The organism is Streptococcus oralis (genome assembly GCF_003942585.1).
Taxonomy (GTDB): Bacteria; Bacillota; Bacilli; order Lactobacillales; family Streptococcaceae; genus Streptococcus; species Streptococcus oralis_BE.
Map to the genome: position 1 here is coordinate 1 of NZ_RJNK01000003.1, position 21121 is coordinate 21121.

19 protein-coding genes and 1 tRNA gene are annotated in these 21121 nt (G+C 40.9%); 6 read left to right on the forward strand and 14 right to left on the reverse strand.

The window, feature by feature from the left end; translation table 11 throughout:
• The 11 genes from D8862_RS05525 to cshA form a co-directional block, all read right to left on the reverse strand.
• A partial coding sequence (locus D8862_RS05525) for a helix-turn-helix domain-containing protein (RefSeq protein ID WP_142998959.1) occupies positions 1-218 on the reverse strand: 218 nt, incomplete at its 3' end.
• 289 nt (positions 219-507) lie between these two features.
• A complete protein-coding gene (locus D8862_RS05530) occupies positions 508-1389 on the reverse strand; it encodes a class II fructose-bisphosphate aldolase (RefSeq protein WP_001019005.1) in 882 nt (293 codons plus the stop codon).
• Between the two features lie 133 nt (positions 1390-1522).
• Positions 1523-2857: a sensor histidine kinase VncS gene (vncS, locus tag D8862_RS05535; protein ID WP_125449162.1), complete on the reverse strand. Its 1335-nt coding sequence runs from the start codon at positions 2855-2857 to the stop codon at positions 1523-1525.
• Positions 2854-3510, reverse strand: coding sequence for a response regulator transcription factor VncR (vncR, locus tag D8862_RS05540; protein ID WP_125449164.1), 657 nt, complete (start codon positions 3508-3510; stop codon positions 2854-2856). Before vncR ends, vncS begins: the two co-directional genes overlap by 4 nt.
• Before the next feature lie 141 nt (positions 3511-3651).
• On the reverse strand, positions 3652-5031 hold the full coding sequence (gene vex3, locus D8862_RS05545) for an ABC transporter permease subunit Vex3 (protein WP_125449166.1): 1380 nt from the start codon (positions 5029-5031) through the stop codon (positions 3652-3654).
• A 273-nt stretch (positions 5032-5304) separates the two neighbouring features.
• On the reverse strand, positions 5305-5937 hold the full coding sequence (vex2, locus tag D8862_RS05550) for an ABC transporter ATP-binding subunit Vex2 (protein WP_000173734.1): 633 nt from the start codon (positions 5935-5937) through the stop codon (positions 5305-5307).
• Between the two features lie 126 nt (positions 5938-6063).
• Positions 6064-7341 carry an ABC transporter permease gene (locus D8862_RS05560; RefSeq protein WP_125449168.1) on the reverse strand — a complete coding sequence of 426 codons (1278 nt, stop codon included), beginning with the start codon at positions 7339-7341 and terminating at the stop codon, positions 6064-6066.
• Between the two features lie 268 nt (positions 7342-7609).
• A tRNA-Leu gene (locus D8862_RS05565) sits at positions 7610-7695 on the reverse strand.
• A gap of 80 nt (positions 7696-7775) precedes the next feature.
• Positions 7776-8351: a cysteine hydrolase family protein gene (locus D8862_RS05570; protein ID WP_125449170.1), complete on the reverse strand. Its 576-nt coding sequence runs from the start codon at positions 8349-8351 to the stop codon at positions 7776-7778.
• A complete protein-coding gene (codY, locus tag D8862_RS05575) occupies positions 8351-9139 on the reverse strand; it encodes a GTP-sensing pleiotropic transcriptional regulator CodY (RefSeq protein WP_125449172.1) in 789 nt (262 codons plus the stop codon). Before codY ends, D8862_RS05570 begins: the two co-directional genes overlap by 1 nt.
• A 281-nt stretch (positions 9140-9420) precedes the next feature.
• On the reverse strand, positions 9421-10998 hold the full coding sequence (cshA, locus tag D8862_RS05580; protein WP_125449174.1) for a degradosome RNA helicase CshA: 1578 nt from the start codon (positions 10996-10998) through the stop codon (positions 9421-9423).
• Between the two features lie 347 nt (positions 10999-11345).
• Between cshA and D8862_RS05585 the strand changes: the two genes are divergently transcribed.
• The 6 genes from D8862_RS05585 (at position 11346) to D8862_RS05610 (ending at position 19003) form a co-directional block, all read left to right on the forward strand.
• Positions 11346-12662, forward strand: coding sequence for an FAD-containing oxidoreductase (locus D8862_RS05585; protein WP_125449176.1), 1317 nt, complete (start codon positions 11346-11348; stop codon positions 12660-12662).
• A 164-nt stretch (positions 12663-12826) separates the two neighbouring features.
• A complete protein-coding gene (locus D8862_RS05590; RefSeq protein ID WP_125449178.1) occupies positions 12827-14032 on the forward strand; it encodes a hypothetical protein in 1206 nt (401 codons plus the stop codon).
• A gap of 588 nt (positions 14033-14620) precedes the next feature.
• Positions 14621-15376 carry a hypothetical protein gene (locus D8862_RS05595; protein ID WP_125449180.1) on the forward strand — a complete coding sequence of 252 codons (756 nt, stop codon included), beginning with the start codon at positions 14621-14623 and terminating at the stop codon, positions 15374-15376.
• Positions 15377-15667: 291 nt separating this feature from the next.
• Entirely contained in the window at positions 15668-17011 is a 1344-nt protein-coding gene (gene murT, locus D8862_RS05600; protein WP_125449182.1) for a lipid II isoglutaminyl synthase subunit MurT, read from the forward strand.
• A complete protein-coding gene (gatD, locus tag D8862_RS05605) occupies positions 17011-17793 on the forward strand; it encodes a lipid II isoglutaminyl synthase subunit GatD (RefSeq protein WP_049549950.1) in 783 nt (260 codons plus the stop codon). The genes murT and gatD overlap by 1 nt, the downstream gene beginning before the upstream one ends.
• A 127-nt stretch (positions 17794-17920) precedes the next feature.
• The gene (locus tag D8862_RS05610; RefSeq protein ID WP_125449184.1) at positions 17921-19003 is read left to right on the forward strand and encodes a M24 family metallopeptidase; all 1083 of its coding nucleotides are present in this window, start codon (positions 17921-17923) and stop codon (positions 19001-19003) included.
• A 102-nt stretch (positions 19004-19105) separates the two neighbouring features.
• Here D8862_RS05610 and D8862_RS05620 read toward each other — a convergent pair whose 3' ends face one another.
• Genes D8862_RS05620 through truA form a run of 3 tightly spaced genes read right to left on the reverse strand, consistent with a single transcriptional unit; the run spans position 19106 to position 21057 of the window.
• Positions 19106-19567, reverse strand: a complete 462-nt coding sequence (locus tag D8862_RS05620; protein ID WP_000814969.1) for an ECF transporter S component — start codon at positions 19565-19567, stop codon at positions 19106-19108.
• Positions 19545-20318, reverse strand: coding sequence for a bifunctional hydroxymethylpyrimidine kinase/phosphomethylpyrimidine kinase (locus D8862_RS05625; RefSeq protein ID WP_125449188.1), 774 nt, complete (start codon positions 20316-20318; stop codon positions 19545-19547). The genes D8862_RS05620 and D8862_RS05625 overlap by 23 nt, the downstream gene beginning before the upstream one ends.
• Positions 20308-21057, reverse strand: coding sequence for a tRNA pseudouridine(38-40) synthase TruA (truA, locus tag D8862_RS05630; RefSeq protein ID WP_125449190.1), 750 nt, complete (start codon positions 21055-21057; stop codon positions 20308-20310). The genes D8862_RS05625 and truA overlap by 11 nt, the downstream gene beginning before the upstream one ends.
• Between the last annotated feature and the right edge of the window lie 64 nt (positions 21058-21121).

Sequence of the window (21121 nt, forward strand, 5' to 3'; positions counted from 1 at the left end):
GAAAACTCGGAAGTTAAATCATCATTCATTAATTGATCAATTGTAACTCCATATCTATTCGAGATTCTATGTAAATTTTCTGACGAAGGAACATTATCACCACTTTCCCAATTTGCAACAGCACTCTTACTATTTAAATCTAGTGCATAAGCTAAATCTTCTTGAGTTTCACCCATGCTTAATCTTAAACTTTTAATATTATTTGCCAATTTATTCATTTTATATCACCTACATACTATACTGGAATAAAACAAAGTTTTCAAAATAATGAATTACAGAATATTCTATACTATGTAATTAAAATCAATGATGCCAGAATATTTTTATATTCTAACTAAATATAAAATTGAATTCAATTAATAATACTCATACTATTATTTTATCATAAATTAAAAAATTTCTTAGAATCACATTGAATTCTACCTCCTAAACTTAAAAAATAATTTATTTTCTCCACACAAAAAAACCCACCCAATGGGCAGGTTTCATCTGTATTGTTCAGCTAGATTAAGCTTTACCTTCTGAACCGAATACGTCGATACGTTCTTCAACTGATGCTTGGATAGCTTTTACACCGTCAGCCAAGAATTTACGTGGGTCGAAGAGTTTCTTCTTGTCGTATTCAGCTTCGTTTGCTTCGTAGTCACGAGCAAATTTACGAGTTGCGTTAGCGAATGCGATTTGGCATTCAGTGTTAACGTTAACTTTCGCAACACCAAGTTTGATAGCTGCTTGGATTTGGTCATCAGGGATACCTGAACCACCGTGCAATACGATTGGGAATCCTGGTACAGCTTCAGTCAATTTTTGCAAGTGGTCAAGGTGAAGACCTTTCCAGTTTGCAGGGTATGGACCGTGGATGTTACCGATACCAGCTGCCAAGAAGTCGATACCAGTTGCAACCATTGCTTTAGCATCTTCGATTGGAGCCAATTCACCATCACCGATGATTCCGTCTTCTTCACCACCGATAGTTCCAACTTCAGCTTCTACTGATACACCATTTGCGTGAGCAAATTCTACAACTTTACGAGCTTTTTCAAGGTTTTCTTCAACTGGAAGGTGTGAACCGTCAAACATAACTGAAGTATAACCAACTTGAATACATTCAAGTGCATCTTCGTAGTGACCGTGGTCAAGGTGGATAGCTACTGGTACAGTGATACCCATTGACTCAACAAGGTTAGCGATCAAGTTGCGAGCAACTTTGTAACCACCCATGTATTTAGCAGCACCCATTGAAGTTTGGATCAAAACTGGAGCTTTTTTAGCTTCTGCTGCGCGCAAGATAGCTTGAGTCCACTCAAGGTTGTTTGTGTTAAATCCACCAACTGCATAACCGTTGTCACGAGCTGCTTGGACAAATTTTTCTGCTGAAACGATTGCCATTTGTCAGGCCTCCTATATATTTTTTGGGACATCCCATTTACATTGTTCATTTTATCACTTTTTGATAAAAAAAGCTAGTTTTTCCCATACTTTAGATTGAATTTCTTCCAACTCAATCAATGTAAACCCTTTCTTATCCTTGGTCTTGCTCGACTTTGGGATAACGCATGAAAAAGGTCAAACGATCATCCTGCATCTCAAAATGATAAGGTAATTTCTCATGTTCTAATAGACTCTTGACCACAAAGAGTCCCATTCCTGAACCCTTGGCCTTGCGACTAGCATTTTCAGAAAAAGACTGGGCCAGTTTTTCTTGTTCTTCAGGACTACAGCTATTCTCAATAAAGAGTTCTCCTTCTCTTTCTCCAATGCGAACCAGGCCATCTGAAGTGGAGTGCTTGATAGCATTACTGATGAGATTCGATAGGATTAGTTTCATGACAGATGGGTTTATGTAAGCCTGCTGATGCGTTAGGCTAATGTCTACATGAAGTTCTCTCTCCTTGGCGAGCAAGGCATAATCCTTGACCAGACTTTGTGTCATCTGAAGGAGATCAATCTCTTCTTTCTCCTCTCGCAATTCCTGAACCGAAGAAAGGGAAAGAATCTGAAGAACGTGGTGACTAAGGTCATCCACAATCCCCAAGGCAACTCCCAGATAGTGGTCTCTATCCTTATAACGACCAATATTTTCTTTCATATTTTCGATTAGGATTTTGAGACTAGCCAGAGGTGTTTTCAACTCATGAGAAGCCCCTCGTAGAAATTCGACCTTCATCTTCTCAAGCTGGAGAATAGCTTCATTCTTGTCATGCAAGTCGGCAATAACTGTCAAGAGATGCTGGTAGAGGCTATTGATTTGTTCCTTAAGATCACCTATCTCATCCTTAGAATCCACGCGCAATCGCACTTGAGCATCCAGATCCATCATCCGACGGGTCACCCGCTTGATTTCCAAAATCGGGGCAACAATGATCCGAGCATAGATATAGGCCACCAAGAGGGAAATCAAAAAGGAAGCCAGTAAGGTATAGGGAAGAAATTGAAGACTAATCTGCTCTGCTTCCTTTTGCAAATCCATCGAAGCTAGAAATTGCAGAGTCATGGTGCTACCATCTTGCGTTTTCACCTCACGCTCCTCAATAAAAAGGGAGGTGGTTTGACGGTCTGTGTCCAGTGGAAAATTATCCTTAACCTCTAACTTGTCCTCAGTCATCTCACCCTTAACAGACCCTTTGATATCACTGGTCTGGGAATACAAGTCTAACACTTGCTCGATACTCTGCCTATCCTTTCCGTCAAGGGACTGGGCAATGGATGTCGCTTTCTGGCCAATGGTTTCCTGACGATGACTTAGATAAGTTGATGGAAAGAGAAAATAAATAGCTAAATGAAGACAAATAACCAGAACACTAAAAATCGAGAAGGTATAGATAAAAATTTTAGTAAATAGACCTGTTCGTTTCATTTTCGCTCCAATTTATAACCAACATTGCGCACAGTGAGGATACAATCCAAGTCTAGCTTTTTCCGCAGTTCTTTGATATAGACATCAATAACACGGTCAAAGGGGACCTCATCTGTCGCCTTCCAGACAGCATCGATAATCTGAGAACGAGTCAAGGCCCGTCCTTCATTTCTCACCAGATAGTCCAGAATTTCCAGCTCTTTAGCATTGATAGCCACTTCTTGACCTGCTAGGCTTGCACTGTAGCTCTCAAAATCCACCTTGGTATCCTTATAGGAGAAGATTCGTCCCGTATCGTAGTAGCGCTTGAAAATCGCATCTACTCTCACTTTTAAAAGGGAGAGGGAGAAGGGTTTTTCCAAATAGCCATCTGCCAGAGAAGCAAAAGCACTCATCTTGTATTCCTCATCCTGAAAGGCAGTCAACATCAAAACAGGGACCTGGCTAGTCTTACGAATCTCTGTCAGAACTTCCAGTCCATTCAGTTTTGGCATCTGGATGTCCAGTAGAACCAAGGCAACTTCATAGTTTGAAAATTGCTCCAAAGCTTCTTCACCGTCTGCTGCCTGAATGGTCTCATAACCACAATCCGTTAAATAATCACTGACTCCTTCACGGATCATATCCTCATCTTCTACAATTAAAATTTTCATAGAAAAAACGTTTCACATTCCTTTAAATTTCTTGTAAATCTCTCTGTTTCCCCCTGATAGGAAAAAGCCTTATCAAGACGAAGCAGATAAAAACGCTACCTATATTATACCCCATTTAGGGGAGAATAGGTAGCAAGTTTGTTATTCGCTATCGAGCAAGAGCTCTTTTGGTTGTTTTCTGAGGAGATTGCTTGAGGCAAGCGCCATAACGAGAACCACTAGAACCAAGGCAAGGACAAAGACAATGATAAAGTCTGATGTCTGAATAGAAATATCTAGGCTCGACAAGGTCTTGCTAAAGCCGTCTACTTCTGCACCACCACCAAGATTAGAGGCTTGAGCAGCCTTGCTGGCTTGCTTGGCAACACCTGAAGTGACATTGGCAAGAACAGTATTTCCGATTGCACGCGCTGTGTAGTTAGCTAGGAAGTAAGCAGAAACAAGAGCAGGGATGGCAATCAAAATCGATTCAGTGATGAATTGCCCCAAGATACTTGCCTGCTTGAGACCGATAGAGAGGAGGATTCCCACTTCCTTGCGACGGGCGTTAATCCAAAGACTAAGCAAGAGTGCAAGGAGAAGAACTGAGAAGCTCAAGCTACCCCAAAAGAGGAGGTTGGCCATCTTGTACATACCAGAAATGGATTGCTCAAGAGCTGGGTAGTTAGAGGAACTCTTCACAAGTGTGTAGCTCTTCCAGTTGATACCACTGATACCATTCAACTCTTTCATGACGTCATCCAAGTTCTTGTCTGCTGTTACAAAGAAGGTTGCGTCCCCATAAATAGCTGTGTCTTCTGTGTATCCATAAAGTTTTGCAGCAGTGTGAATGTCTGTGATAGCTGTATTTTCATAGAGTTCTTGTGAGTAGGTTACTGCTGACTTATTGTAACCATCAAAGAGTCCCTTGATTGTCACTTCGACTGTTTCCTTAGCACCTTTTTCGTTGTCTGCGTCGTAGACATTGGAGTCCAGTTTAACCTTATCCCCTACCTTCCAGCCGTGTTTAGCAGCCAAGTCCTTGTGCATGAGAATCTTGTCTTTGTCATCGTTGGTTAGGTGCTCACCTTCAACCAGCTTATATGAACCAGAGACAAATTTATCTTCTTTAGAGGAGTCATTGACACCTGTCAACATCAAACTGCTTCCAAACCGTTTGGCACGGTCAGCAGTGAGATTTTTCTTGGTTTCTGGCGTTTCAATCAAGTCGTATCCAGTCAAATCTCCGATAGCGTTGATGCGTTTAACATAAGACTCGATAGCCTTATTTTCGGTAATTTTTTTGATATCCTCACCCTTGATATTCCCAGCACCACGAGGCGTTCCTTGATTGACGCGACGATTGATTTGCATGGAGAAGCTGTTGGTGATATTTTTAAAAGTCTCTTGAGAAGCCTTGGCAGTAGCTCCCTTGATCGACAAGCCGACCAAACTCAAGCTCGCCATGAGGAGAATAATCAGGAAGATAACAATCGATTTGAAAAACTTCCTTGTAACATAGGCAAATGCGTTGTGTAACATAGGTTCCCTTTCTAGATTTTGTTCTATTTCAATGTCGTATAACTTATATAAAATAATTTTTTACTATTTCCCTTAGATTGTGCGGACGGGAGCAACTTCCTGTAGGAATTTCATCCCTAATTTTTGAGCCATATGTCTCAAAAATTCCGGCCTAGATAATAACTTTGTTATTATCTAGGCCATCACTACTGCGGGAAATAGTTGGTAATGGCTCACTTCATTTATTATTACTTTTTACCAACTAATACTATTTTAAAGTTTAATAACTAGATTCTATATTTCAGTCAGTTTCTTGTCCTTCAACTCAAGTGTAATATCGGACGCTTGCGCCACTTCTTTACTATGCGTAACGACAATTACACATTTACCTGTTTTCTCGGCAAGTGATTTGAGCAGTTCGATAATATCTCCAGCAGTTTTAGGGTCCAGATTTCCTGTTGGCTCATCAGCTAGAATAACTGGAGCTTCTGATACCAAACTGCGAGCGATGGCAACACGTTGTTGTTGCCCACCTGATAACTGGAGAACATTCCGCTTGATCTGACTTTCATCCAAACCAAGCTCAAGCAAGGTATCCTTACTGGCTTTTTTGTTGACCAAGCGGATATTTTCCAGTGGAGAAAGGTAATCAATCAAATTATAATTTTGAAAGACCAGAGAAATATGGTGCATGCGATGGTAAGAATATCCCTTGTTACGAATGTCCTCTCCTTGGAAAAGGATAGAACCTTCGACAGGACTATCTAGACCAGCAAGCAGGGACAAGAGAGTGGATTTTCCTGCTCCTGACTCACCAATGATACTATAAAATTTTCCGGGTTCAAAATTATACTTGATCTGATATAAAACTGCTTCAGCAGTGTTCTTATAACGGTAGGTAACATCTTGCAATTGTAATAAAGTCATGATTTCTCCTTCTTATACTCAATGAAAATCAAAGAGCAAACTAGGAAGCTAGCCGCAGGTTGCTCAAAGCACAGCTTTGAGGTTGCAGATAAAGCTGACACGGTTTGAAGAGATTTTCGAAGAGTATTAACTAATAGATGATAAAATTTCCTTAGGTGATTTTCTAAATAAGAATACGAAACAAAGAGCTACAGACAAGCAACTAATCAGTAGCAGAAAGACATAGGATTCTGCAAAAGATAGGAGACTGGTTGATAGACCGCTTGCTTTAGCTAGCGTATCTTGTAAGGTTGCCTGATCTCCACTGGCTAGTACAGTTTGAAGTAGATAGGATGTGATGGCGTTTCCTGCAACAAATGCTGGAAGCAAAGCTCCAAGAGATACCAAAACTACCTCTAAACAGAATTGTAGGAAGATCGAACTCTTGTCTTTTCCAAGTGCGAGTAAAATTCCCACTTCGTAGACTCTTTCTCTCAACCAGAGAGACAAGACCAAAATTAAGGCTCCAGCTCCAGCTATCATAATCCCATAAAGGAAGATGGTTAGGAAGGTTTGAAAGGTTGCAACTGAGTCTTTGATTTGTTCAAAGGCCTTGTTTTCCTTCTCAACTTGGTAACCTTGATTTTCCAAGGCCAAGTTTTCCACCTGCTTCATGAGTCCGTCCATTTCCTTGGGATTTTCTACATAGAAGCGCGCTGCACTGACTTGAGCTTCACTATTTCCCAAAAGAGTTTGGCTACTTTCATAGTCTGAAAAGACTTGGTTTTCACTGAAGTCGGAAGACATACCTGTAAATTTCTCTTGTTTTTTACCAGAAAAGATGCCGACAATCTCAAACTCTACTATTTGCCCTTTTCCAGCTTCGGACTGGCCAGCATCCAAGCGAATCTTGTCATGAAGCGAAAGGCCGTTCTTCTTAGCCAACTCTTCGTGGATCAGGATTTTCTTGGAATCTCCTTTTTGAAGGTGTCGGCCCTCTTTTAGGTTGAAAGCCGAACTGGTAAAGGTGACATCCTTGGATGAATCCTCAAGAGCAGTTAAGCTAACCAAGTTCTTGTCTTCAGCGGACAAATCATCTCGTTCTACGCTCTGCTCACCACTCACCGCTTCCTTGTCTTTTAGTTTTGCGACCGTCTCAAGTTCAGGAGAGACATTTTCCAGTCCCTTAATCTTGCTCACGGATGCTAGGTCTGACAACTTAAAAGTCTGACCATTCTCTATCTTCTTAATAGAAAAAGAGGTATTGAGTGATTTGTAAAGATTGCTTTCTACTGTTTTGTTGGACTTCATCAGAGTCAAACAGGCTGAAATTCCGGCCAATAGGACCAATAAAATCAGAAATAAAATAAAACTTCTCAGTCGTTTTCTGCTGACATAAGCCCAAGCTCTTTGGATTGGATTCATTTGTCACCTCCATATTTGTAAGACTATTATAAAATCCAAATATGAAATGTTTATGAAATCGAAAATATTTTTTGATTTATTTTTTGAAAAAATGAAGAAAGCTAGCAACTGCTAACTTTCTTCATATTAGAACACGTTTTACCAATCAAAAATCGATTCCATGCCATAAATGATAGTTCTTGATGCCAAGTTCTTCCGATAGTCGAACTGTACCTCTAGCCTTCTTTGGAAAAACAAAAAGAGCTAGCCAAAGCTAACTCTTACCCTATGCGGAGAGAGGGACTTGAACCCTCACGACCTAAAGCGGTCACAGGATCCTTAGTCCTGCGCGTCTGCCAATTCCGCCATCCCCGCGTCGATTACTTTACTAGTATATCAACTTTCAAAATCTTTGTCAACACTTTTTTCAGATTTTTTTCATTTTTCCAAGGGAATCATTCTTTAATTTCAGCCAAATTTTCATCCAACAATTTGGCTCCCAGGGTGTTCTTAAAATGTCCAAGAGCAAACTGATGATTTTCTGGCCAGATAGAGGCAACCGCAGGCTTGACAACCTCGATTTGATAACCTAAATTATAGGCATCAATAGCCGTATGGAGGACACAAATATCCGTCAAAACACCAGTTAAGATGACTGTGTCAACTCGACGTTCTCGCAAACGAATATCGAGGTCCGTTCCTGAAAATGCTGAATAATGACGCTTGTCCATCCAAAAGACACGACTATCAGAAGCATGGGCTTGGTAAAAATCCGCTAGTTTTCCATACAAGTTGCGACCATTAGTTCCAATGATGTTGTGAGGTGGGAAAAGTTTACTCTCAGGGTGAAAATCATCCCCTTCCTCATGAGCATCAATGGTGAAGAAAACATAGTCTCCACGATCAAAAGCCAGTCTGGTCACCTGAGCAATCGCCTCTGATATGGCTTGAGCAGGAGCACCTGCTGTCAATTTTCCCTGTTCTGCTACAAAATCCTCTGTATAGTCAATTGAGATTAAAGCCTTTGCCATTAGTAGTCCCTCTTTTTCACTTCCTCAAAGATATCTGAAATCAATACCTTGAGATAGGTTCCCTTCATTCCCAGTGAACGACTTTCAATAATTCCTGCCGACTCTAGTTTACGGAGAGCATTGACGATCACTGAGCGCGTGATACCGATACGGTCTGCAATGACAGATGCAGTCAATTGTCCTTCATTTCCATTTAGCTCAGATAAAATAGCTGAAACAGCACGAAGTTCTGAGTAGGAGAGGGTATTGACTGCCATGGTTACAGCAGTACGACGGCGAATATTTTTCTCGTCTTCTTCGCGTTGGAAGTTCAAGAGTTGAATCCCTACCACTGTACTCGCAATCTCAACAAGAATCAAATCCTCATCTTCAAATTTCTTATCATTACGCCAAATAATCAAGGAACCTAGGCGAATCCCTGATACATGAATGGGAGCAATGGTTGTCAAACCATCTGGAAAATCCGCACGGCTCTCTACAGGAAAAATGGTCAAATCATGTTCAATAGGAAGATTGGCTTCCGTATCGTAGATCATGTTTGCCCCTTGTACATAGTCATCTGGGAACGTCTTGGTTTGGAAAAACTGCTCTACGCGATCGGTATTAGTTTTATAGCGCATAAAATAGCCCAAAAGTCGTCCCTTGATATTGACAATGCAGGCATTGCAATCAATAATGTCTGCTAGTTGACGTGTAATGGCATTGTACGGAAGTTCATCCTGCATTTGCTCTTCTGAGCGTTTTAAAATTGATGTAATTTTTCTTGTTTTTTCTAATAAATGTGCCATTTTTTACCTCACATATAATCGCTTCCATTATAACATAGAAAAGTCTTTATTTCAATAATTATCTGAAAATTGCTTATTGAATTGCAATTTTTAAAAGCAAAAATATTTTATAAAAATAGCAATTTTTTATTGACATTCCGTTTTGATTTTTATATAATAACATTATAAGAAGATGGATTAAAGTTCCCCCTTCCCATCTCACCTTTCCTTTACTTTTATACATCTTCTTTTACTATCGGTCTCCTTATATAAAAAAGCGATTCATTTTGAACCGCTTTTTCTTATTTATCGCCCTTGTTACGAATAACAAAGCCTGTTTTCTTTTCGCTTGAAGTGTTGCGAGGTTTTTTATTGTCTTTATTACGGTAACGTCTGTCTTTATCAAAACGATCGTTCCCACGACTACCTTTCTTGAACTCATCACGACGACCATTGCCACGGCGGTCACGGTCTCGACGGTCGTCCCCACGACGGCCTCCACGACCTCCCTTAGTTTTGCCAGCAAAGCCATTACCTGATGGTTTAAATGGTAGTGGTTTTTCACGTGCAATCTCAACTTCTGGAAGGCTGTCTGGATCTTGGACTGTCAGACTCAAGATATACATTGCCAGTTCTTCTGGACTAAATTCGGCAGCCAACTTACGAGCATCTTTAGTAAATTTCTCAAAGTTGAAACGAATAGTTTCGTCCGCGAAATCACGTTCAATTTTCTTGAGTGCTACTTGTTTCTTAGCTTGGAAGGCTTCGTCTGCTGTCGCTGGTTTCAAGCCTTTCATGCGTTTCTTAGTCAAGTTTTCAATAATTTGGAGATAACCCATTTCATTTGGTGCTACGAAAGTAATAGACTGACCTGACTTACCAGCACGCCCTGTACGACCGATACGGTGAACATAGCTTTCAGGATCTTGAGGAATGTCGTAGTTATATACATGGGTCACCCCTGAAATATCCAAACCACGAGCTGCTACGTCTGTTGCAACTAGAACATCGAGATTGCCGTTTTTAAAATCACGAAGGACACGAAGACGTTTATTTTGGTCCAAATCACCATGAATTCCTTCTGCACGGAAGCCACGGATTTTAAGTCCACGAGTCAATTCATCCACACGGCGTTTGGTACGACCAAATACGATAGCAAGTTCTGGTTGTTCCACATCCATGAGACGTGTCATGGTATCAAATTTTTCTTGTTCCTTGACACGGATATAGTACTGGTCCACCAGTTCTGTTGTCAATTCCTTGGCAGCAATCTTCACATGCTCAGGCTCTTTCATAAACTGAACACCGATACGTTTGATAGCATCTGGCATGGTTGCTGAAAAGAGCAAGGTTTGACGATTTTCAGGGACACGTGAAATGATGGCTTCGATGTCTTCAAGGAAGCCCATATTGAGCATTTCATCCGCTTCGTCAAGGATGAGGGTTTCAATGTCTTGTAATTTCAAGGCCTTGCGTTTAATCAAGTCCAAGAGACGGCCTGGTGTTCCTACCACGATATGGGCACCAGATTTAAGGGCCTTGATTTGTTTTTCAATGCTGGAACCACCGTATACTGAGCGAACTTTCACTCCCTTGCTACGGCCAAAGCGGAAGAGTTCTTCTTGGCTTTGAACAGCGAGTTCACGAGTTGGAGCGATGACCAAGGCTTGGATTGTTGCTTCTTCTGTACGGATTTTTTCAAGGGTTGGCAAGCCAAAGGCTGCAGTTTTTCCTGTACCAGTCTGAGCTTGACCGATAACGTCTTTTCCCTCAAGAGCCAAAGGAATAGTTTGCTCTTGGATAGGACTTGCTTCTACAAATCCAGCTTTTTCAATCTCTGCTAGCAATTCAGCAGACAAGTTAAATTCATTAAATTTCACGTTTTTCTTCTTTCTAAAGGTGGTGCGAAGCCACCCTATAGCGCTTAGCGTATACTTTTCTTTTCATGACGTATCTTCTTCAAAACGAGATACCGTGTTGCTTCTTTTCCACGAAAGAAAAGTACTAGTTTCTTTGCAACCTATCTAGTATAACACAAGAGCGAGGCAAAAGATAGTAGAATCCATTAGGAAAATCATGTAAACGATTTTCTAGCAGTAAAGTGGCATGAAAGTTGTTTATCAAAGAATTTGAAGGGAGCATTTCAAGCTCACTTCATTTCCCGTAGCAGATTTGTGCAAAAAATGTTTTCTTGTGCTAGAATGAAAATCAAACAGGAGGACTATAAATGTTAACATATGATTTAATCGTTATTGGATTTGGTAAAGCTGGTAAAACACTAGCTGGTAAATTGGCTTCAGCTGGCAAAAAAGTTGCCCTCATTGAACGAAGCAAAGCTATGTACGGTGGAACTTGTATCAACATCGGATGTATCCCAACTAAAACCTTGCTAGTTGCTGCTGAAAAGGATTTGTCTTTTGAAGAAGTCATTGCTACCAAAAATACCATCACTGGTCGCCTCAATGGCAAAAACTACGCTACTATTGCGGGAACAGGTGTAGATATCTTTGATGCGGAAGCTCACTTCCTTTCAAACAAAGTCATCGAAATCCAGGCTGGTGATGAAAAACAAGAACTGACTGCTGAAACTATCGTTATCAACACTGGTGCTGTTTCAAACGTCTTGCCAATCCCTGGACTTGCTACAAGCAAAAACGTCTTTGACTCAACAGGTATCCAAAACTTGGACAAATTGCCTGAAAAACTTGGTGTCCTTGGTGGCGGAAATATCGGTCTTGAATTTGCAGGCCTATACAACAGACTTGGAAGCAAAGTTACAGTCCTAGATGCCTTGGATACTTTCCTACCTCGAGCAGAACCTTCCATCGCAGCTCTTGCTAAACAATATATGGAAGAAGACGGCATTGAATTGCTTCAAAACATCCGTACTACTGAAATCAAAAACGACGGTGACCAAGTTCTTGTCGTAACTGAAAACGAAACCTACCGTTTCGACGCCCTTCTCTACGCAACTGGACGTAAACCAAACGTAGAACCTCTTCAACTTGAGAATACTGATATTGAACTAACTGAACGTGGTGCTATCAAGGTTGACAAACACTGTCAAACAAACGTTCCTGGTGTCTTTGCAGTTGGGGATGTCAACGGTGGACCTCAATTTACCTACATCTCACTTGATGACTTCCGTGTTGTCTACAGCTACCTTGCTGGAGATGGTAGCTACACACTTGAAGACCGTCTCAATGTGCCAAACACCATGTTCATCACACCTGCACTTTCACAAGTTGGTTTGACTGAAAGCCAAGCAGCTGATTTGAAACTTCCATACGCAGTGAAGGAAATCCCTGTTGCAGCCATGCCTCGTGGTCACGTAAATGGCGACCTTCGCGGAGCTTTCAAAGCTGTTGTGAATACTGAAACAAAAGAAATTCTTGGAGCAAGCATCTTCTCAGAAGGTTCTCAAGAAATCATCAATATCATCACTGTTGCGATGGACAATAAGATTCCTTACACTTACTTCACAAAACAAATCTTCACTCACCCAACCTTGGCTGAGAACTTGAATGACTTGTTTGCGATTTAAGTTTTCAGATATTCTCCACAAGACAAGCATCCATTTCGATGTTTGTCTTTTTCTATCCAGTCCATAGTTTCCTTGCAAGATTATTTGTGCTTTTAGCTGTAAAAGTTTATAATATAAGTGTAGGATGTTGTCTTCATTTTCTGTTCAAAAAGGAGGCTAGTCAAATGGGAAAGCAAGTTAAACTACCAAAACACACTCCTTTTTCCTTTCTATCCAAAGAAAAAAGTATGGCTATGAAAACACTGGTTTTCTGTGTCAGTATAGTCTTCATTTTTCTCCTGCTTTGCTGGATGCTTTTTCGCTTGATTTCACCTCAAAAACAGCAATTCACAGTCAATCAGACTGCTGATTTTTACCTTGTCAATTCGAAATCCATTCAAAGTTATCAGTTACAAAACAATCAGTTTCAACTCACGAAGACCGAGGATGTCTCCATTGCAGAAGATGTCAATTTCTGGTTTCCTCAGGGACGGTTCGACAATCGCTATCTCGTCTTCTCATCTGGAAATACCAGAGGGAAAGCATCTACTCAAAACATTGTATCTCTTGACTTTCAGACGGGGGACATCCAGAAAACTTCAACTCCCTTCTATGCTTATTCGGGAGCTGGAGTATCAGACAAGTTCTTCTACACAGGCCAAACTACAACTGAGGATGGAGTGCTCAGTATGTTTGACATCTCAGGAAAGCTGATGACTCAAAAAACATTCTCCGAATCCACTTCCTTTCCGATCCAGTTTCATGGAAGAGGGAATCGCCTCTACCTCGGCCTGGGATTTCACGATGAGTCTCGCCAACGACCCGCTTTAGTGTTTGATGGATATTTAGTAGAATTAGACGAAAATGACCAACTAAAAGAATTGTCTCGCACACCTCTGACAAGCGAAGACAAGATCGTTGAAATGTTGACTTCTTCTGAATTAATCGGTGACAATTATTACAGTAGTATTGCTTATACCCGAAATACAGAAACCTTTTCTAAGGATCCAGACAATCGCATACTTGTCATGAACTTGTCTAGTAAGGAAAAGCACTTCATCACGCTACCAGAGAACAATCCAAATCTTCTTTATAAAACACCGAAAGAAGACCGATTGATTGTAAAACACGAGGCAGATGGAAATGATCGCTGCGCCTTATCCATTGTCAATCTCTCTGATGAATCCAGCTATCTAATCAATGTCAGAAAAGATTTGCCTGACTCTACAGAAGAGATAATACACATCGATGCAAGTTTGACAAACAAGGTATTGATTGTAACCAATCAACATTTGTTATTGTATTCTCTAGAAAATGGCCAACTTCTAACCAAAACAAAACTGGAACTGAAACAAAACGACTTCCCAATCGCAACTTGGTTTCAGAACTAATCACTCACAGCCCTCTTCGGGCTGTTTTTGTTTCTGCGAAATCTCAAATCTGTCTTTTCTTTCTTTTATGATATAATGTCCACACTTTACTTAGCAGTCCTAATTATATATTGAGTCTCAGGTCACTCTTTCAAATATCAGCAATACATATGACTTTGAATAACTCGCTTCAGCTCATCGTTTTATGGGTAATTTAAAAAGTATATTTTGCAATGATTGTTTCATGCCTAATTAGTAAATTATCCACTCTTTGCACGGGTCGTATGTGTATTTTCATCGTTTGTGAGAAGATTTTACCGTTTGCAAATTGATGGTTAAGTCGATATATTTTTTCTTCTTAAATATTTTCCAAATTATTTAATCTTTTTAAAGATAAGAATCACTTTCTAATCAATCAAAGGATACTTCAAATTTCTTCGTTCTTGATAATATGAGCAATACTCCGCAAAATGTTTAAACTTTATCATTGTAAAAAATATCGAAAGAAATCCCATATTACATTAGTATATATTTGGTATGGAATGAAATTGACTTTCGAAAACATTAACTATATAATGTCTGTAAACAAGAAATAATGAGGTAACGATTATGAATAAAACAGAATTACTATTACAAAGACTAAATGATATTGGTCAGTCTCTAAAAGATTCTAGACAAGCACTAGCTTTGCTGGCACTTGGTTCTTGCGGAGCAGAAAGAGAACGATTGGATCAGTACTCCGATTTGGATTTCTTTGTTATTGTAAAAGATGGCTACAAGCAGGCCTATATACAGGATCTAACTTGGTTAAGTAATCTAGAACCAATTGCATTTCACTACCAAAATACAGTGGACGGACATAAAGTTCTATTTGAAGATGATGTTTTTTGTGAATTTGCTATCTTTGAAGCTCACGAACTAGTAAACATTCCCTTCGCTGAAGGCAAAATTATCTGGAAGGAGGTCGGTTTTGATGAAACAATCTGCCAGCCACAAAGATTGCCATCAAAAGAAAATAGAGACCGTGAATGGCTGTTGGGAGAAATTTTATGCAATCTATATATAGGACTAGGTCGCTATCAACGAGGCGAAAAATTGGCTGCTTATGATTTCATCCAAAACAGATCCGTCAAGCTTTGGACTGAACTAATCAATTTGGAAAAAACTTCTAAATCTAATTTTATAGATATTTTTAACAGCAACAGACGATTTGAAAAAGGTTATCCAAATGAGGCCAAACAATTGCCTCACTTTTTGCAAGGTTACGAACGAATTTCTGAATCTGCTCAGGCACTCCTAGAATATCTTGATAAACACTATCCTCTTAACGTATTTATAAAAGAAAGAATTCGTAGTTTATTATAAAAGAGACTTTCCAAAAAATGATCTAAATCCTAAAAGTTAGGTATCTTTGTCAGCTATAATGGATTAATGAAATTTTAAAACCTGTAGAAGGTAATCGATGTCCTCTCCTTTCTTATGTTCAGAGCAAGAAAGATTTATTTCTTAAAGTTGCCAAAGTTATCAAATTCAAAGATATTGTATTTGATTGGTTTAATCAGAACCTAAAAAGCACCTCTAAGGTTACTTCTTTAGTTGATCTTAGAGGTTACTTTAGTTATTGGACTGCTGGGCGCAGTATGATATAATAGAAACATGAAATTAAAAACTACTTTGGGCCTCCTAGCTGGGCGTTCTTCTCACTTCATCTTGAGCCGTCTTGGCCGTGGAAGTACGCTCCCAGGAAAACTCGCCCTTCAATTTGATAAAGATATTTTACAAAATTTAGCTAAGAACTACGAGATTGTCGTGGTCACTGGAACCAACGGGAAAACCCTGACAACTGCCCTCACTGTCGGCATTTTAAAAGAAGTTTATGGTCAGGTTCTGACCAATCCAAGCGGTGCCAATATGATCACAGGGATTACGACAACCTTCTTGACGGCCAAATCCTCTAAAACTGGGAAAAACATTGCCGTTCTAGAAATTGACGAGGCCAGTCTATCTCGTATCTGTGACTACATCCATCCTAGCCTTTTTGTCATCACTAATATTTTCCGTGACCAGATGGACCGCTACGGTGAGATTTACACAACTTATAACATGATTTTGGATGCCATTCGTAAGGTGCCTACGGCTACTGTTCTCCTCAATGGTGACAGTCCACTTTTCTACAAACCAGCTATTCCAAATCCTGTAGAGTATTTTGGTTTTGACTTGGAAAAAGGACCTGCCAAACTGGCTCACTACAATACCGAAGGGATTCTCTGCCCTGACTGTCAAAGTATTCTAAAATACGAGCTCAATACCTATGCCAACTTGGGTGCCTATATCTGTGAAAATTGTGGTTGCAAACGACCTGACTTGGACTACCGTCTGACAGACTTGGTTGAGTTGACCAACAATCGCTCTCGCTTTGTTATCGACGGACAAGAATACGGCATCCAAATCGGTGGACTCTACAACATCTACAATGCCCTTGCTGCGGTTGCCATTGCCCGTTTCCTTGGTGCAGATTCACAACTAATCAAGCAAGGATTTGATAAGAGCCGCGCTGTTTTTGGTCGTCAGGAAACCTTCCATATCGGTGATAAGGAATGTACCCTTGTCTTGATTAAAAATCCTGTTGGTGCGACCCAAGCTATCGAGATGATCAAACTAGCTCCTTATCCATTTAGCCTATCTGTCCTCCTTAACGCTAACTATGCAGACGGAATTGATACCAGCTGGATCTGGGATGCAGACTTTGAACAAATCACTGACATGAATATCCCTGAAATCAACGCTGGCGGTGTTCGTCATTCTGAAATCGCACGTCGTCTACGAGTGACTGGCTATCCAGCTGAGAAAATCACTGAGACAAGCAATCTGGAGCAAGTTCTCAAAACCATTGAGAACCAAGATTGCAAGCACGCCTATATCCTAGCTACCTATACTGCCATGCTGGAATTTCGTGAACTGCTGGCTAGTCGTCAGATTGTTAGAAAGGAGATGAACTAATGGTTTATACTTCACTTTCCTCAAAAGCTGGCAACTACCCTTATCAGCTCAATATCGCCCACCTTTACGGAAACCTCATGAATACCTATGGGGACAACGGAAACATTCTCATGCTCAAGTATGTGGCTGAAAAACTGGGGGCACATGTGACGGTTGACATCGTTTCTCTCCATGATGACTTTGATGAAAACCACTACGACATCGCCTTTTTCGGTGGGGGTCAAGACTTTGAACAAAGTATTATCGCTGGAGACCTTCCTGCTAAAAAAGAGAGCATTGACAACTACATCCAAAACGACGGTGTAGTTTTAGCCATCTGTGGCGGCTTCCAACTATTGGGGCAATATTATGTTGAAGCTTCAGGTAAGCGCATCGAAGGGCTAGGTGTCATGGGCCACTATACGCTCAACCAGACTAATAACCGCTTTATCGGTGATATCAAGATTCACAATGAAGAATTCGATGAAACCTACTATGGATTTGAAAATCACCAGGGCCGTACCTTCCTCTCAGATGATCAAAAACCGCTGGGACAGGTGGTCTATGGAAATGGAAACAACGAGGAAAAGGTCGGCGAAGGGGTTCATTATAAGAATGTCTTTGGTTCCTACTTCCACGGACCTATCCTCTCTCGTAATGCCAATCTGGCTTATCGCCTAGTCACTACTGCCCTCAAGAAGAAATACGGTCAGGACATCCAACTTCCTGCCTATGAAGACATTCTCAGTCAAGAAATCGCTGAAGAATATAGCGACGTAAAAAGCAAGGCAGACTTTTCTTAAACTAAGGAAAACTATATCAAAGAACTCCGCTATCATATCGGAGTTCTTTTTGCCTGTTCTTTTACCCTTCTCCCTTGCATTTTCTCTCATTTTTTGCCAAAATAGAGGGGTAGAAAGAAGGTAGCTTATGTCTAAATTACAACAAATCCTAACATATCTTGAATCAGAAAAACTAGACGTCGCTGTCGTATCTGACCCCGTCACAATCAATTACCTCACTGGCTTTTACAGTGATCCCCATGAACGCCAAATGTTCCTCTTTGTCCTAGCGGATCAAGAACCCCTCCTCTTTGTCCCTGCTCTTGAAGTAGAACGTGCAAGCAGCACCGTTTCCTTCCCAGTTGTGGGTTATGTAGATTCTGAAAATCCATGGCAAAAAATCAAAAACGCTTTGCCCCAGCTCGACTTCAAACGTGTCGCTGTTGAGTTTGACAATCTCATCTTGACCAAATACCATGGCTTGAAAACTGTCTTTGAAACTGCTGAGTTTGAAAACCTCACTCCTCGCATCCAACGCATGCGCCTCATCAAATCAGCTGATGAAGTGCAAAAAATGATGGTAGCAGGTCTCTATGCGGACAAGGCTGTCAAGGTGGGTTTTGACAATATCTCTCTTGATAAGACTGAGACAGATATCATCGCACAAATCGACTTTGCTATGAAACGTGAAGGCTATGAAATGAGCTTTGATACCATGGTCTTGACTGGTGATAACGCTGCAAATCCACACGGTATCCCTGGAGCAAACAAAGTCGAAAAGGATGCCCTTCTCCTCTTTGACCTCGGTGTTATGGTCAATGGCTACGCATCAGATATGACTCGTACTGTAGCAGTCGGCAAACCAGACCAATTCAAAAAAGATATCTACAACTTGACTCTTGAAGCCCAACAAGCGGCTCTTGACTTTATCAAACCAGGTGTGACTGCTCATGAAGTGGACCGTGCAGCTCGTGAAGTCATCGAAAAAGCTGGCTACGGTGAGTACTTCAACCACCGTCTCGGTCACGGAATTGGTATGGATGTCCACGAATTCCCATCTATCATGGAAGGAAATGACATGGTCATCGAAGAAGGCATGTGCTTCTCTGTTGAACCAGGTATTTATATCCCAGGAAAAGTCGGTGTCCGTATCGAAGACTGCGGTGTCGTCACCAAGGATGGATTTGACCTCTTTACAAGCACCAGCAAAGATTTGCTTTATTTTGATTAATATTCTTCGAAAATCTTCCCACAATAAAACGCATAATATCAAGTTTTCTCAACACCTGATATTATGCGTTTTTCTGATTTTTAGAACTTTTCTCCAGCCGCTTTACTTAATTTTCTTAATACTTTGACTAAGCACAAACCCTACAACCATTCCCACGATATTTTGCAGGAAGTTTGGTAGGATTTCTGGTAGGGCTGCTGCCCAGCCATTCATCAAAGTTGAACCCAAGGCGTAGCCTCCTACCATCGCAATAGTAGCTAAGATAAGGCCTAGCCACTGAGATTTCCCTTTAAATCCTGCGAAAAATCCCTGCAAGCCATGGTTTACCAAGCTAAAGAACATCCACTGTGGATAGCCTGATAAGAGGTCAATCAAGAAACCTGCTAGTCCTCCAACGACAGCCCCTTCACGACTACCAAAGTAGAAGGCTGCAAAGAAGACACCCGCATCTAAGAGAGTTAGAATGCCTGTTGGTGTTGGGATTTTTAAGAAATAACCTAGAACCACAGAAAGGGCTGTCAAAAGAGATACAAGGGCGATTTTAGTTGTTTTGGTTTGCTTCATATTGTCTTACTCCATATTGATCTGCTTGTGCAATAGCACGGTAAACGAAAGCCTTAGAGCTCTCTACTGCTGGTAAAAGTTCATCACCTTTAACCAAGTGACTGGCAATGCTTGATGCAAAGGTACAACCTGCACCGGCATTTTGGCCTTGTATGACGGGATTTTCTAGAACTGTAAAATTTTGTCCATCATAAAAGACATCCACAGCCGTGTCCTGACTAAGGCGATTGCCTCCCTTGATAATGACTGCTGGCGCTCCTAATTCATGCAATTTCTGCGCTGCAGTTTTCATATCTTCCAAGGTTTTAATCTTCTGACCAGCTAATAATTCTGCTTCAGGAAGATTTGGCGTAATCACACTGACATGAGGGAAAAAGCGAATCAACTCTTGGCAGAGTTCACTGACAGCTACATCGTGCGTTTCCTTGCAGACTAAAACGGGGTCCAATACCACAGGCACTCCTGGGCGTTGTTTGATAAAATCCAAGGCTTTCTCAGCCACACTGACAGTAGGGAGAAGACCAATCTTAATCCCCGCAAAGTCCACATCACGCAAACTATCCAACTCATGTTGGAAAATAGTATCATCCGTAGGGAAAACTTCAAAGCCTTTTTCTGTCAAGGCCGTCAAACAAGTCACTGCTACAAAGCCATGCAAGCCATTCAAGGTATAAGTAGCCAAATCAGCTGACAGACCTCCACCACTAAAAATATCATTTCCAGAAAGTGCTAAAATACGATTATTCCTCATAACGAATCTCCTTTAAATACAAGCCATTCGGTGCTGCAGTGGGACCTGCAAGCTGTCTGTCCTTCTTCTCCAAAATCAGGTCAATCTGCTCAACTGACATTCGATTATTTCCAATTTTGAGCAGCGTCCCCACCATATTGCGAATCTGCTTATACAAGAAACCATTTCCAGAAAAGGTAAAGGTCAAAAATTGGCCTGTCTCATCGACTGTTAAACTCGCTTCTGTAATGGTCCGAACCTTGTCCTCTACACTGGTTCCAGATGCTGTAAAACCGGTGAAATCATGGGTTCCCTCTAGCTTTTTGATTGCCATCTGCATGCGTTCCACATCGAGAGGATAGGGAAAGTGAGTAGCATAGTGACGGCGCATAGGATTTTTGGGTCGCCCTCTATCCACGATAAACTCGTAGGTCTTGCTATGCTTGGCGTAACGACAGTGAAAATCATCTGCCACAATCTCCATCGAGATTACATCGATATCTTCAGGCGACTGGGTATCCAGAGCAAAACGGAGTTTTTCCTCATCCATCTGATAGGGCAGGTCAAAATGAATAACCTGTCCCAGAGCATGGACCCCACTATCAGTCCTACCAGCACCGTGAACAGTGATGGCTTGCCCTTTATTGAGTCTCGTTAACGTTTTTTCGATTTCCTCCTGAACGCTCCGCGCATGGGGCTGACGCTGAAAGCCAGCAAAAGCATAGCCATCATAGGAAATTACAGCTTTATATCTTGTCATAAGTCTTATTTTATCAAGAAATAAGACTGCAAACAAGTTTAAAAAACAATAATTGTCTGGGTAC